This is a genomic window from Novipirellula methanifontis, assembly GCF_052161655.1.
In the GTDB taxonomy this organism is placed as follows: Bacteria; Planctomycetota; Planctomycetia; order Pirellulales; family Pirellulaceae; genus Novipirellula.
In genome coordinates, this window is the sequence record NZ_CP197418.1 from 9667492 (window position 1) to 9682565 (window position 15074).

At 53.1% G+C, this 15074-nt stretch carries 8 protein-coding genes and 1 pseudogene; 4 read left to right on the forward strand and 5 right to left on the reverse strand.

Annotation, left to right across the window (positions count from 1 at the left end; translation table 11 throughout):
- Positions 1-9: 9 nt before the first annotated feature.
- Positions 10-1668 carry a hypothetical protein gene (locus SH528x_RS34350; RefSeq protein WP_442507926.1) on the reverse strand — a complete coding sequence of 553 codons (1659 nt, stop codon included), beginning with the start codon at positions 1666-1668 and terminating at the stop codon, positions 10-12.
- Between the two features lie 104 nt (positions 1669-1772).
- On the opposite strand from SH528x_RS34350, the gene SH528x_RS34355 reads away from it, so the two are divergent.
- Positions 1773-2207: a thiol-disulfide oxidoreductase DCC family protein gene (locus SH528x_RS34355; protein WP_442507927.1), complete on the forward strand. Its 435-nt coding sequence runs from the start codon at positions 1773-1775 to the stop codon at positions 2205-2207.
- A gap of 24 nt (positions 2208-2231) precedes the next feature.
- Here the strand turns inward: SH528x_RS34355 and SH528x_RS34360 are convergent, their stop codons facing one another.
- On the reverse strand, positions 2232-3032 hold the full coding sequence (locus SH528x_RS34360; protein WP_442507928.1) for a phosphoribosylformylglycinamidine synthase subunit PurQ: 801 nt from the start codon (positions 3030-3032) through the stop codon (positions 2232-2234).
- A gap of 404 nt (positions 3033-3436) precedes the next feature.
- Between SH528x_RS34360 and SH528x_RS34365 the strand changes: the two genes are divergently transcribed.
- Complete coding sequence (locus SH528x_RS34365) at positions 3437-4576, forward strand: DNA alkylation repair protein (RefSeq protein ID WP_442507929.1); 1140 nt, start codon at positions 3437-3439, stop codon at positions 4574-4576.
- Positions 4577-4698: 122 nt separating this feature from the next.
- Here the strand turns inward: SH528x_RS34365 and SH528x_RS34370 are convergent, their stop codons facing one another.
- Both SH528x_RS34370 and SH528x_RS34375 read right to left on the reverse strand, forming a co-directional pair.
- Entirely contained in the window at positions 4699-5814 is a 1116-nt protein-coding gene (locus SH528x_RS34370) for a hypothetical protein (protein ID WP_442507930.1), read from the reverse strand.
- Positions 5815-6006: 192 nt separating this feature from the next.
- Entirely contained in the window at positions 6007-9153 is a 3147-nt protein-coding gene (locus tag SH528x_RS34375; RefSeq protein WP_442507931.1) for a hypothetical protein, read from the reverse strand.
- Between the two features lie 157 nt (positions 9154-9310).
- On the opposite strand from SH528x_RS34375, the pseudogene SH528x_RS34380 reads away from it, so the two are divergent.
- Positions 9311-10677 (forward strand): annotated as a pseudogene (locus SH528x_RS34380) (IS3 family transposase); the annotation flags it as partial.
- Positions 10678-10926: 249 nt separating this feature from the next.
- Here the strand turns inward: SH528x_RS34380 and SH528x_RS34385 are convergent.
- Positions 10927-12993, reverse strand: coding sequence for an ATP-binding protein (locus SH528x_RS34385; RefSeq protein ID WP_442507932.1), 2067 nt, complete (start codon positions 12991-12993; stop codon positions 10927-10929).
- Between the two features lie 780 nt (positions 12994-13773).
- Between SH528x_RS34385 and SH528x_RS34390 the strand changes: the two genes are divergently transcribed.
- Positions 13774-14985 (forward strand): outer membrane protein assembly factor BamB family protein, encoded by a 1212-nt coding sequence (locus SH528x_RS34390; RefSeq protein WP_442507933.1) that lies wholly within the window; start codon positions 13774-13776, stop codon positions 14983-14985.
- Positions 14986-15074 lie beyond the last annotated feature (89 nt).

Consider the following 15074-nt stretch of genomic DNA (forward strand, 5'->3'; position numbering starts at 1 on the left):
CCGCACGACTTACTTGCCGTCTCGCAGACGGTCAAAGTATTGCTGAGCGTGCTCGCGTTCCGATCGTGGCAGCGTTTGATTCTCCGATGGATCGCTCTCTTTCGACAACGCTGCTTCGATCGAGTGCTTAACGTCCTCTTGCGTGATTCCCTTGCGGTTCGGGCCATCGGCAAACCCCGCAATAATGGCCTTGCCCTTCTTCACTTTGCCACGGACCTGAGTTTCATAGGTGTTGGTATCCACCTCGTCTTCGGGTCGATCGCCAGACCCACTGCCTTTACCCAGACCATCGCCCTGCCCTTGCCCGTCGCCCATGCCTCCCATTCCGCCGCCCTGGCATTTTTCGCAGCCCGCACCTCCACAGCCTTCACAACGCATCTGGCTTTTGGATTGCGATAGATCGTCGAGCGCCGACTGCAAATCCTCGAGCTCGGACATCTCTTGCTGCATCTCGCCTAACTGATCGGCCATCTGCTCCATCGCGTCAGCCGCTTGCCCAGCATCACCCTGCTGCATCGCCTGCTGAGCTTGGCTCATGGCTTCGGCCATCTTTTGCATCTGCTGCATCTGGCCATCTTTTTGGCTCATCTCGTTCATCTTTTGCTGCATCTTTGCAGCGTCCTCCCCTCGACCTTCCTTGCGAGCTTGGTCGATCTTTTGCTGCAACTCTTGCTTTTTCTTTTCGTGCTCTTTGACCGCTTTTTCAAGCTGCTCTTTCATCTGAGAGACCTGTTTTTTTAGCTGCGACTTCTCTTCTTCGCTCAGCTTTCCATCACGCATTTTGTTTGCAAGCTGCTTGACCAAGTCTTTGGCTTCGCCGAATTCACCCTTTTCAATCGACTTTGCAATTTTGTCCGCCGGCCCCGACTCGAGCCCCTTCATCTGTGACATGGTGCGTCGCATCTGCTCGGAGGATCCGAGTTGCTCACGGCGTTCTTCGAGCTGCTTTTTCAGATCATTCAGCGCGATCATTGCCTCCTTGCGATCCATGTTTTCGCGTTTGGAGATCTTATCGAGATCCGCTTCCATCTTTTCAAATAACTCTTCGGCCTCTTTTAATCCTTCTGCTGATGCTTTGCGTTTTTGTTGTTGGATTCGTTTTTTCAATTGAGTCGCAGCCGTCTTCACTTGCGTGACTTCGGCGATATCGATTTTGGGAGTGCTGCCTGCGTTTGTATTCTTTGCAGGTTCAAGCAACATCAACACAATCGCTAGGACAGGAACCAGCGAGATCGGTAACCAACCCAATCGCGTGGGTTGGAGTGAGAATTTTTCAGCCACGGCGATCTTCTCCGCCTTTTTCTCGGCATCGTTCACTAACGCCAACCCAAAATCGCTGCTGCGTGAGTCCGCATCCATACTGATCGAACTGCTTAAACGTTCGCGGAGTCCAAAGCGGCGATCGACTTCGGCAGCAACCGACTGCTTCGAGGGTGCTGTGGCGATCGCATGCACTGCCGCAGCAATAACCGCCACCACACCGGCTCCGATCAACCACGCATTCGTCCAAAGCGAAAAATCGACCTCCATTACCCGAATCGCGGGCACCGCGATTGCGACGACCGCCACCAAGATCGCGGCAAACATCGTCCAGCAAAGATTGCGGCCAAATTGGGCGAAAATCAGACGTCGACGGGCACTCAAGACTCGCGATTCGATTTGGTTCATCACTTATTTCCTGCGTTGAAAGAGGCTCTCCCCCTTAGTATAGCGCATCGGGCAGCCTAAAATGAGAGCGAAACAGTGCATTCCGCTTTCAACCTAGGGCTCAAATGCCTAAAAATCCGCCAAAACTGCCCGACCCAGACGAAAATCCCGACGCTGACGTTGTGATCTATGATGGGCAGTGCAATTTTTGCACATCACAAGTGTCCAACCTGCGGCGACTCGATTGGGGCGGATCGCGGCTGACCTTCCTGTCGCTGCACGACAAACGGGTGGCTGAGCGGTACCCGGACCTAAAGTACGACGATTTGATGAAGCAAATGTACGTCGTCGACCGAGACGGTGGACGCCACGGCGGCGCCGATGCAGTCCGTTACCTGACGCGTCGATTGCCCACCATTTGGATCGCTGCCCCGATTCTGCACATCCCCGGCTCCGCAGGGCTGTGGCGTTGGATGTACAACCAAGTGGCAAAACGGCGATATAAGATCGCCGGAAAATCGTGCGAAAACGATGCCTGCGAAATTCACTTCAAACAGTAAAGATAGCCGCGAATCGAACTCGGCTTAGGCAAACCACTCGACGGCATTTTTGAACATTGGCATCCCGTCACCAAATTCAGGCTGCTCGTCGCGACGCGTCCAAAACGGATGCTGAGTCGCTTCGATGTGCCGCTCGGGATGCGGCATCAAACCGAAAACTCGGCCTGTCACGTCACAAACGCCCGCGACATTTGCGTCCGCGCCGTTTGGATTAACGGGAAACGGCAAAACGTCGCTTTCGATCCCACCCGCTTCGCCATCCGCGTAGCGAATCGCCAATCGGCCTTCGCCTTGCATCGTTTCCAATACTTCGCTGCTGGCCGCCACAAACTTGCCTTCGGCATGGGCCATCGGCAGGTACATCCGCTCGATGTCCTTCAAGAAAACACAGGGAGTCTTGTCGACGACGAGGTGAACCCAGCGGTCTTCGAAACGGCCGTGGTCGTTCCAGGTTAACGTCGCCGGAGCATCGACCGGCGAGGAAAGCCCTTCGGTCAAAACGCCCAATCGCATCAAGACCTGCATGCCATTGCAAATCCCTAGAACCAAACGATCCCCTTTGCCATGCACAAAGGAATCGACCAGATCCGACAAATGCTGCCGCAGCTTCGTCGCTAAAATACGACCAGCGGCGATATCGTCGCCGTAGCTGAAACCACCCGGCAAACACAAAATCTGATAGCGGTCCTTCAGTGCTGGATTCTCAATCAAACGGTTCACGTGCACGCGTTCTGCGATGGCCCCCGCCTGCTCAAACGCAAACGCGGTTTCTTCATCACAATTGGTACCGGGAGCACGGAGGACCAAAACGCGAGGTTGAGGCATGATCGATTCAGGGGTAAAACGGCGAGAAAACAGCCAAATGACATACGGATATTGCGAAGTTTAGACACCCAGACCGAACTTGAGAACCACGTCAAATCCCTTCGATTGCCCCACGATAGCTCCGGAATCCATTACTTTTATAGCCCCGCGGCTAAAGTGCGCTGCCGGCGTCGAAAACAGCGTCATTCCTGGAGCCGCTGAACAATCACGATCACAACCCGAAGCGTGAGCGAGGGACTTCCAGTAACGTCATGCAACCAGCTTGAAATCCCCCGCTAACGCTTCGGGTTATGATTTTTGCAAGCTGAACTCACTCTAAAATGATTCATCCCGCTCCACCCCGCGTCTAGCGAACACCTCGGCGTCCCCCCGGGAAGAACCACAGCAAAGGAAACCACCCCATCATGGCTACCCCGCAGAAAGGAACAGGCTTCAGTCTGAAGGATCAGTTGTTCAACGCGGACCGCGTCGCGTATCTCGCCTCCTGTTTCCACGCTGCGGACGCTCAGTTTGACGCAACCGGTTTCGTCGCTGAGACAATGAAGGACTTAAAAAACCTGGAACTCAAAGAACGGATCGGACACATCGCCAGCATGCTGGAGCGTTATCTTGCGTCGGACTACAAAGTGGCCGCCAAGCAAATCACCACCGCGCTGCCACCGCCATTGGACCCGACCAAACGCGATGATGACTTTGGCGACTTCATCTTTGCACCGCTGGGAGAGTACGTCGTTCGCAACGGACTCGAAAAACGACATCTCAAATTGTCCCTGAAAACGATTAAGGCGATTACGCAGCGATTTTCGATGGAGGATGCAATTCGCGCCTTCATCAATACGCACCCCAGCGAAACGCTCAGCACGCTGGAAAAATGGTCCACCGATCGAAACTATCACGTGCGGCGTTTGGTCAGCGAGGGAACGCGACCGCGACTCCCTTGGTCCGGCCGACTGTCGATCGACACCGCCACCGCGATTCCGTTACTGAACACGTTGCATGCCGATCCCACGCGCTATGTCACTCGCTCGGTTTCCAATCATCTCAACGACATTGCTAAGACGCATCCCGACTTGGTCCTCAAAACGCTAAAGCAATGGCAACAACTCGAACAACAAGACGCGGGCGAGTTCGAGTGGATGCGCAAACACGCCTTGCGAACCTTGGTCAAACAAGGAAACCGCGATGCCCTCGCGATGCTTGGGTTCAAATCAAATCCCAACATCACGGTGTCAGGTTTTGAACTGCATACGGCGGAAGTTCGCCCAGGCCAAGCGATTGAATTTTCGTTCGAAGTGACGGGATTGCAAAACGAATCGTTGCTGGTGGACTATGTAGTCGATTTTGTAAAAGCCAACGGCACACTGGCTCCCAAAGTCCACAAGATCAAACAGGTTCGTGTTAAAAAAGGGGAAACAATTACAATCAGAAAACGTCATCCCCTGCGAGATGGTGCGACCACCTACACGCTATACCCAGGCGTTCACTACGTCACGCTACAGATCAACGGAAAACCCTTCGGCACTCAGTCGTTTGAGTTGCAATGACCCCCTACGTACGTGAGTGCTCCAGGGCTGACGCCCATGGCTACAACATGTCGCCACTTCGTGGCTATTCGGTGACCGAGCGTGAGCACGTCAGTCCCAAAGGGGCGACATAAACGATGTGCTCAACCTTGCGTTTTCGCTTGCCGCATCACTGAAATCAAAGCTTCAAAATCGGACGCGGTCCGCACATACCCGCGGTAAATGTCACCGGCCCAATCGCCCGTTTCTTCGATCCTTTCGAAGTTCGGAACGGCTTGAATGATCTCGTCTCGTGTGACGCTAAAGTACTCGGCACAGCGGTCAACATAGATTCCGTACGACACCCCCTTGTCCGCAGAGCTATCGACCGGCGAAAGAGCCGCCAAAACGGCACCCGATTTGAAAGGAGCAATTTTTCCATTGAAGGCAACGTTGCTGCGGGTGGTAGTCATACTATCGAACAATGCTCTCATTTGACTCACCAACAGCGCGTACGCTTCACCGACCTGTTTCGCTTCCGCGATTTCCTGCAACTCTTGCTCGGTTCGTGGCCGAGGTCGCCCCGCAGAACCGCTCGCACCCTTCCGGCTCTCAGCCTCTGCGGTCTGGCCAATCACGCGGGGTACCAATGTTTTGATGCCCTGCCCCACATAGTGCTTGATCTCAACGGCCAACACTTCGGCAGGGTCCATTTGCTCATTCAAAAACTCCACAATCCGTCGCAGTTCCATTGGAATGACATCGGCGACAATCATGAGCCGCACACGGCCTGCTTGCAGATTGGTTTTTACTTGTTGCCAAAATCCGCTGACGTCTCCGTCGGCACCAAGTAATACACCGAGACGCACGCCCGGATCGACACCGTCTCGCTCGCACTGTGCTTCATACTCAACTTGAATTTGTTCCAGCGACCAATGCACTACTGCGTTGGCAGCGTAATCAAGTATCTGGCCGACCACCTCGCGCCGCAGACGCGTGTCGGTACTGCGTTTGATCTCGACCAGAGTCGGAACGCTGTCTTGATCGATGAACAAATGGTCGAGGGACCAGCGATCATAGCCTGATGGCAGGTCAGCGACTCCCATTTCACGGCGGATCAACAGCCAACGTCGCGGATCGTCACTGCGTATTTGGTCGCCCGCGAGCAGATCGGGGTACTTTTCCACCAACGTTTGAAAATCGTCTTCGCTGACAAAACCAGTTTCCACCATTTCAACCAGTTCGCCGCTATCCTGGATATTGAAAATTCTGCCTGTCATAGGTGATGTCACATTGTAGAGGTAGCACCGCGAAATTTTGATCGCAGCTGAGGATGATTGTAAGCCACCAACAGTGTGGAACTGATGGTAACCGCCGGCCTTTTTGACGAGTGAGTCGCATCGCCTTCGAATAGGACGAAGTACCGCATGAAATCCAAAAACAACTCCGGATCGAAGTAGCCCCAACCCACATTACTTCGCCCGCACCATTTTGTCCTGCAGTTCCAGTGCTTGCGGCACTTGACGGTCAGACATCGTCTTTAGAATCGTTGAAAACTGTTGCCGAATCACTTGGTTCGACTGAATTTCTGCTGAGTTGTGTTCCCAGTCATTCTCCAGCACTTTCAGTAGCGCATACTCAAGGTGGTAGAATTCTCTCCAATGCCATTCCTCGAATTGGCTCGACACGTGGGCAAGTTTCGCTACGCCATCCCGCAAGTAGTCGATCGCCGATGGATATGTCAAGAATCGAGCGTAGGCAGCAGTTGCCTCGGGATGAGGGAAGAACTCGTCAGTCCACTTGTCAAATTCAGACTTCATCGTGGCCATGTGAGTTCGATACTTGTCATCCTCAAAGTAGCTATGGCCAAATCTGCTAAAGCCCATGAGATGCCGGAACAATTCATCATCAGAACGATGGTTCCGCACCTCCGTTTGCCGCCAATTCTGTTTCGTCCAAGCAAAAGCGATCATTGCCTTCCAATGGAGGAAGAAGTTTTCTTCGCAGCCCTCAACCCTGAGTCCATGAATGAAGTAAGAAGATATAAACGAATCAACCCAATGAAGTCTTTCCAACCCAAATGACATTATTGGTTCCCAAAGTCGTTGGGCTGAAGCTTGGTCACGAATTCGCGGAATAGTTCCGACAACAAGGTCGAATATCCATGTGTCCCATTGTCCCGGCGTAGCAAAAAACGTGTTGTCGTCGTTGTCATCGAATAGCGTCTCTTCAATGTCACCAAGCGGGCGCAGAATGCCTCGAAGAAGGTTTTCAAGGCAGTCAATGCGGGCGGGCAACTCACCGGCGGCATGTTCGGATTCACTCAGCCAACTAAATGCCGCACGCAATTGCATTGGCTCAAGTCCGCGACCACGTTTGATACGCTTTGCAATTGAGGTTTGAACCTCGTCCGACGTTGGTTCCTTGTACGAGATTTCGTGTTGCTTTTGCACCATCTCAACGATGGTATCGGTTGCGCTCTCAGCGACCTCACAAAGATTGGGAAGTTTGGGCTCAAGTGTTGAATCGGCGAATTGGCCGATCAAGTCATTGAACAGTGCCCCGATGTCATAGTCGATATCGGGGCAATCCCAGAAGCTGTTACCTCCGTGTGTGACCGTCTTGACGTTGCGAATTCCTGATGCTCGAACAATTAGATGCTGGAGGCGCAGAAAATCGTCTCCTAATGACTCGCGCTGCTCAAAAGCGAACTTCATGAGGTCTTCAGTGACGCAGTAGTTGTAAGCTAGCGCAAAATCGGCACATATCGATCGGATTCCATCATGAGTGGGATTCTCGGCGAGCATTTGCGGCAACAGCATTGCGGCGAAGTTGTCCCAATGATAATTGCTTACGGACTCGGGTACGTGGAACTGTGGATGTGGCGGAGGATTCTCAAGAACTTTTGAAAACTGTTCGGCGCACCATTTCTCGCGTTCGGCTTCCGCTTCAATCCAAACGTTGTGCAGAATGGACAATGCTGCGATTCCACCGACGATTGCGTCCTCGGGTCGATCTCCGCGAGTTCGGGCATCGTCGGCGTCATCTGCAATTCCTTGAAGCTTTGTCCAAAAAGTTTCAATCTGATTTGGCTCAAGTACGGCACGTTCATCAATAATCTTTCGGCAGGTCATCGGGAACATGAGAACAGCCATGTGTTTCTCATCGTTCTCACGTACCTCGGCAAGTTTTTCACTACGTTCTCTTGGCTCCTCAATTTCCACGATGATACGGTTCTCTTCGCAACGCATTCGCAACTTGCTTTCGTCAAACCGCAATGCGATTTTTTCAAGGAAGCCTGTGTCCTCTGATTCGCCCATCTCCGCAAGTTCTTTCGCCCATTGCTTTTGTACGTCGCTTAACATGCTTCGCGAATCTTCATCGGTAAGGAACTGTTGGAATAACACGTTGCCGAGTGTTGTTTTTCGATGTTCGAGCGTGTGCCAATTGTGGACCGTGTTCCAAATTGGCTCGCCCCATCGTGTCCACTGCATCATGGTCATGCCGAGTAGAGATTCCAGCCCCTGAATTCGGTAGTGTTCCTCCCAAACCTGCAATTGCCATACTGGCACGAACGCACGAAGTTCATTGTTGAAAAGCGTGGGCTCACGCCGCCCTACCGCCGCAAGCATTCCAAGCAGTGCCGTGCTGTGCGAGGTATCAAGTACTTGCTGGACAACCGAGGTAATAGGCTCATCTTGCTCCAAATGAAGATACAGCCAATGCTCCAAGGCCATGAGAGCGGGCACCACTGCGTTAGGTGATCGAACCGAATCTCGATACCAGTAGAACGCATCGCTGCCACCAAAATACGCGACGTCTTCCCCACGGCTATTTGTGACCGTTACTGGCGGCGGGTTCTCACGGTTGTCGACCCACCGATCCGTCACAAAGTTGGTCAATTCAACGATGGTTGCAACGCCTTGCTCTCGATGCGTGCGAAGAAATGACAGGAAAGGTCCGCGAAAGTACATTGGCGGCGACCAATCGTGTTGCGTTTCGACGTAGAGAAACTCATCAATTCCGTGATCAAAGTAGTTACGATTTTGTGGCAACGGCTCTCGTATCAATAGTGCCAGCAACACTTCCTTGCCAATCTCCGGGCGTGCCGCAAACAAATATTGCAACGGATCGTCGCCAGCTAGTAGCCCCTCATGCACGCTGTGATTCACGCGACGAAGAGGGCCTTGTGGCCACGAATCAGATAGTGGACCTCGTGGTCCATAGATATCCGCGATTCCGAAGCCCTTCTCGGCTTCGTCATCCTGCAGTTCTGATTCTTCAGAATCGGATTCGTCGTCAGCGACAAATGGTGAAACGTCTCGACGCTCTGCGAGCGAGAGGGCAAGTTCGGCCACATCATCGGGGAAAACACATGCGGCGGTCAGGACACGTGAGAATACGCTTTTGCACAACTCGCTATCTGCCCTCCAATCCTGCGACTTAATTTCCTCAATGATGAATTGGGCGGAGTCGAGCAGTATCTGTCCGGTTTCATTCCGCAGAGGCCAATTCTGGCCGGAACACTTAAGCCACAGATCCGCGATATGAGTTACCTTCTCGGTCGCAATCGGGATAGCTTCGGCTCGTTTCTCGCCAAGCACGCGCAGGACCGGCATCCAAAGCGGCCAAAACGGGATTCTCTTCAACACAGCGAGGCTCGGATCACTCGCAAAAACAGGATCAGGTAATGTCGCCGAATGAAGAAACCCCTCTGTGCCAACATGAGTGAGACAACTTTGAAGTTTTTCAAAATCGAGGGCACGGAGAGTTTACATGACCGAAATCGCCAACAAAAAAGTTAAGAAAAATCCTGAGGTGGCTGAGAAAGCGACCCGTCGTCGCTTTTCAGAGGAGTATAAACGTCGGATCGCGATCGAAGCTCAGCAGTGCTCCGAGCCCGGTGAGATTGGAGCTCTGCTACGTCGTGAAGGGCTCTATTCGTCAGTGGTTCAGCGCTGGCGTCGTCAACTTCGGGAAAAATCATTGTCATCATCGAATAAGCCCAGTAGCGATGTGCCGCCAGCAATACCGTCAAAGGCAAAAGAGCTTGCCGCTTTGAAACGCGAAAATGAACGCCTAAAAGAAAGACTTCGCCAGGCGGAGTTGATCATTGACGTCCAAAAAAAAGTCTCGGAGATGATGCAGACACGCTCACACGAGAAGACAGATTGAGTGCGGCTGAAGGGCTCAGCAAACGAGTCGGTGTCGCTGCTGCATGCCGCGCACTGAATGTTTCGCGAGCGACGTTGTACCGTCGCCGCGATCCCGACCAGCAACCTAAGCCGAGACCGATCCCAGCTCGAGCACTTTCACTCGGAGAACGAAAAGCGGTGATCGATCGACTCAACAGCGAACGTTTCGCTGATCAGTCGCCGCGGCAGGTCTACTCGAAATTGCTCGATGAAGGGGAGTACATGTGCAGCGTGCGGACGATGTATCGCATCCTTGAAGCGAATCAAAGCACTTGCGAACGCAGAAACCAACTCCGACACCCGAACTACAGAAAGCCTGAATTGCTTGCGACCGGCCCCAATGAAGTCTGGTCGTGGGACATCACCAAGCTCAAGGGCCCGGAGAAATGGACCTATTATTACCTGTATGTCATTCTGGATATCTACAGCCGCTGCGTGGTCGGCTGGATGCTGGCACATCGTGAAAGCGCCGATCTGGCCACGCAGCTGATCGAAACAACCATTGAAAAGCAAAACGTTCCGCGCGAGCAATTGATCCTCCATAGCGATCGTGGGCCATCGATGACATCGCATTCGGTGGCGCAGTTGCTTGGTTCGCTGGGCGTCACCAAGTCACACAGTCGGCCGCATGTTTCCAACGACAATCCTTTCTCGGAAAGCCAGTTCAAAACGATGAAGTACCGCCCTGAATTTCCCCAGCGATTTGGATGCTATGAAGACGCACTTGGGTTCTGCCGTGAATTCATTGGCTGGTACAACGACGAGCACTATCACAGTGGCATCGGCCTGCTTACCCCATCATCGTTGCACTACGGCCAAGGCGAAAAAGTGATCGAGTCGAGAAAACAAACGCTTCACGGGGCATGGCAGAAGAATCCCGAGCGTTTCGTACACGGCATTCCCACACCTGCAAGCCTTCCCAAAGCAGTTTGGATCAACGCTCCCAAACGAAAGGATGAATTGAAAAGCGAAGCCCCCGAAGCGAATTGCCCGGGGGCTCCAGAAGTAACGTCTTTGACGCACCCTCGATCCGGTTATCCCTTGGACGGTTGCGTCCCCGCAGAGCCGTCTTCCGTTTCACCGGACGTCGACACAGTACCAGCAACAAACTCTTTGAACACCCGAGTCATGCCTGAAAAAATCCCGGGGGTTCGGGGGCTGGCCCCTGAGCACGCGGGATGCAGCACCTAACAACTATCAAAAAGTTGTCTCACTGTCGTTGACACATTCCGACCGGCCAAGAAGGCGATTCAGCAGTTTGCCATCATCTGCCACAAGACTCGGCCACACATTCCGGAGCAACGCCTCTGCGTTTCCGGCAAAAAAGACCGACTCTAAGACCAAGTCACTCTCGACTCTTTGCGTCCCCTCTGGAGCCAGTCGGAACACAAGTTGCTCCCATTGTTGAACGTCTGCCTCGCCTTCGAGTAGACGCAAACCGAAGAGACGAATCGCTCGATGCCATCGAGGATTGAGCGAGTACTCACGCGAGATTTCAGCAATATCCTGTCGCCTGCTCAACAGGAATCGGGCGCGCGCCCAATCGCCTAAGAGGTCATGTTCAAAGCCAAATCTCTCGTCTCGGTTCCCAACCACTTGCTCTGAGATTAGCCCCTCAGCGAGCTGACATTCTGCGCTATCGAAACTGTCAAGCGGCACCGCAACCAAGAAATCGTTAGCTTCAATGCAGGCCATCTTCTGCATGAAACGAGAGCGTGCCACTCCATCAGCACCGCCTTGAATATGTTGGCTCCAATACCACTCCAAGATATCAGTCTCGCCAACCCATGTGTTTGACTCGGTATCTTCTGCTGCATTCGTCAAAACCAAGTCAAGCATCTTGAGATTCGAGAACACGCTCGCCAGTTGCCGTCGCAATAGCATTTGGGAAATGTTGGGAAATGCTGCAACGATTTGTTCGCGATGAGCTGCGAAGCGAAACTCTACTGTCTCTACGGCGACATTAAACGCCCTTCCGTACGCACGCTTAAGAGCCAAGTGCGTTCGCTCCCACGCATCGACTACACAAGTAAAGACGAAAGTCCATGCTGAGTCTGAGTCAACCCGTGCGCGTTTTAGCAGCACAGCCAAGTTCGATAAGCCTTCTTGGTCGAGTCTTTCGATGCCGTCAATGACGATGACACCAGAATTTGCGATCGACTGTTCGACAAGTTCCGGAAACGAATGGCGAAGCCCAATGTCAGAAAACTGTATTGAAAGCGACCTGCCATTGAGGTCTGCCGGCGTGAGCCAGACAACGTGCCCTGCAGATGCAGCTCGTAACGCGACTTGTTTTGCCAACACCGTTTTGCCTGAACCGCTTGCGCCAACTAAAGCGCTAATTGGCCTGCTGCAACTTGGCAGCTGTTCCTCTTGTCGGGTCAACTCAAGACGTCCAGCAAGACAATCACTTATTTGTTCCATCCGGATCGCGAAGTCTGCGGAAATCTTTTCCCAATCAGAAGCGTGATTTGGAAATTCACTGAGACTGAACGTCTCGCGCAATCGGTCTGCCAAGGCCGCGCGAGTGAGGTCGCCTCCAGACGTAGCCAAATCCCTGCTAATCTGCTTCAGTTGCGTCCACAACGAAATTGCTTCAGCCTGTCCCCCGTCTAGAAGCAAGTCGGCGCACCTCGCGATGCAACGGCTTTCATCATCCGACGGTTCGCTGCCAAAATCGAATTGAAAGTGGCGTAGACGCTTTAGCAACTCAGTGGTGTCAGCGGGGGTCTTCGACTCGTCGATGGCTGGCGGGCAGTGCAAGCTCGCAAACAATGCGCGTTCAACGTCGTTTGAATAGTTAGCCGTTCCGAGTCTACGTGGGAAGTCGGCGGGGTCAGCATCAACAGCTTTGGTCAATAACCCGTCCCATCCCGTTCTTACATTGGATTCAACAGGGGCGGTTGCAAGCGACAGAAAGTCCGAGTTCACATCGAACTGTCGCGTTCCAACGTGAAGACGCTGTTCCCAGACAGCCTCATTAAAGTCCGAAGGGAACCCAGAATCAGTGATCTGCGTATTGCTCTTCACTGAGACCGCCAACGCGCCTGTACTCGCGTCGGGTTTACGTAGCATTAGAACCACGTCATCAAGAAACCAACCATCCACTCGTTTTTGAAAACGAACGGATTTGATTTGTCCCAAGTTAGCGTTGAGCGGATAGTCGCCGCTCAACATCTTCAAGAGAAACGACGCTGATACTTGGTCTTCAAATGTGTATCCGCCACCGCCAACTTGTTTTGGTGTAGCTACTTGTTTCGCCACATCAAGCTCCTATGCAAGATCGGTGACTACGTTCTTCGATTCGGAATCCGTGCTTCGCTATGCGAAAGTCGCGGGCGCCGTCGTCTTCCACCTCTTCAGCGCAGGCGGTGCGACCGGGCGTTAGCACGTTAGTCCTGAAAGGACGACACGCTGTAGCCACGGGTGCAAACCCGTGGTTGCATAAATACAAACGTCCGCCAAGCCCCGAAAGGGCGACATAAATTGGTGGCGTGGGAATTCCTGTCGTCCCGTCGGGACTACGGGCGTGGAGGGGATTCCGGTTCCATGGGCTGACGCCCATGGCTACAGCATGTCGCCACTTCGTGGCTAAATGAAGCACACGACCATTCCTGGGCAAACCCTTTCTGTCGAGGTGCTTTGAGAATTGCTGCGTATCCGAAGCTGCCATGAGTCATTTGCGCCGGGGGGAAAAAAGACGAATGAGGTGTGACAGACGTTCTTACATCCGTAGTTTCGCCTTGTAACAGACAAAAATCCTATAGGGTACACACTTCGCTAGCAAGCATCCGAAAAGTAGTTTCTCGCTTCTTGAGCGCGGTCTTTTCCCCGTAACTTTCGCGGAGCGAAAGGCGACCTTAAGCTGTCTCCCGACAGAGCCTAGCTGGACATTTGCTTTTGGACCTATGGATGATCGATCTTGATTAGATCGGTCTGACGAATGCTCCTTGAACCGCGAACCTTGATAGAATCACGGCATCGCGTTTGGGTCGTCACCCCGCCCCACCCTTTCCGCCTCTCTCCTATCGGTACCGAGCAACAATGATTCGCACCACCGTTTCCTTGATTTTCCTGTGCTGTTTCGCATTTCATGCCATCGCCGCCGAACCGTCGTGGCCTCAGTGGCTGGGCGAAGGGCGTGACGGAATTTCGAACGAATCCGGTTGGTCGGTCGATTGGCCCGAGTCAGGACTTCCTATTGCCTGGGAACGTGAAATCGGCATCGGCTTTAGCAGCGTTTCAATCGCCAACGGACGCCTATTTACGATGGGCCACAAAGACGGTGAGGAAACGATTTATTGCCTCAACCAAAACAACGGTGAAACGATCTGGACTCACAACTACGCGTCCGCGCTGGTCGACAACCTATACGAAGGTGGCCCCGGAGCAACGCCCACCCTTGATGGCGACCGGGTTTACACGCTTGGCAAAGAGGGACAACTGCTGTGTCTAAGTGCGGACGATGGCACAGTCTTCTGGCAGCGTGACCTGCAAGCGGATCTCGAAGTGGACCTGCCCGAGTGGGGTTTCAACAGCTCACCCACGATCGTAGAGGACCAACTGATCGTGCAAGGCGGACGAATCGCCTCTTACAACAAAACCGACGGCGAACTGCTCTGGAAGACGTCCAAACACACAGCGGGTTATGGCTGTGCCGAAGTCTTTGAGCAAGACGGCAAAACGATGCTCGCGACGCTTGATTCGGATGGTTTGAGAATTCTCGATGCAAGTAACGGAAAACAACTCAACGCCTTTCCCTGGCCCTCGCCGTTTCGCACCAATTCCACCACCCCGATCGTCAAGGACGACACGATTTATGTCTCGACCGGCTATGGCGTCGGCTGCGGAAAATTTCAACTGACTGAGGGCAAGCTGGAATTGATTTACGACAACCGCAAGATGCGAAATCACTTCAATAACAGCATCTTGTATCAAGGCAACTTGTACGGATTCGACGGCAACTCAAATCTCGGCCGCGTCGTGCAACTGGTTTGCATGGACCATGAAACCGGCGACGTCCTTTGGCAGCAGCGTGGACTTGGCTGCGGTTCGCTGATGATTGCCGATGGCAAGTTGGTGTTACTCAGCGAAGATGGACAACTGGTGATCGCCGAGGCAACAGGCAAAGAATACAAAGAACTCGCGCGAGCTGAAATCCTCGATGGCCGCTGCTGGACCGTCCCTGTCCTGCTTGACGGTCACGTTTACGCCCGCAACGCCCAAGGCCGACTCGTCTCAGTCAAACTGCCCTGAGTCATTCCCCGAATTCCGCCTGTTGGATCGTGAATCGGATACAATTTATGTATCTCTGAAACAACGACGCTCCGTCAACGCAGGGCTAT

Excerpts from the sequence above, each read along its gene's own strand:
- SH528x_RS34350 (WP_442507926.1), bottom strand. The coding sequence starts at position 1,668 with ATGAACCAAATCGAATCGCGAGTCTTGAGTGCCCGTCGACGTCTGATT.
- SH528x_RS34355 (WP_442507927.1), top strand. The coding sequence starts at position 1,773 with ATGCCTAAAAATCCGCCAAAACTGCCCGACCCAGACGAAAATCCCGAC.
- SH528x_RS34360 (WP_442507928.1), bottom strand. The coding sequence starts at position 3,032 with ATGCCTCAACCTCGCGTTTTGGTCCTCCGTGCTCCCGGTACCAATTGT.
- SH528x_RS34365 (WP_442507929.1), top strand. The coding sequence starts at position 3,437 with ATGGCTACCCCGCAGAAAGGAACAGGCTTCAGTCTGAAGGATCAGTTG.
- SH528x_RS34370 (WP_442507930.1), bottom strand. The coding sequence starts at position 5,814 with ATGACAGGCAGAATTTTCAATATCCAGGATAGCGGCGAACTGGTTGAA.
- SH528x_RS34375 (WP_442507931.1), bottom strand. The coding sequence starts at position 9,153 with ATGCCGGTCCTGCGCGTGCTTGGCGAGAAACGAGCCGAAGCTATCCCG.
- SH528x_RS34390 (WP_442507933.1), top strand. The coding sequence starts at position 13,774 with ATGATTCGCACCACCGTTTCCTTGATTTTCCTGTGCTGTTTCGCATTT.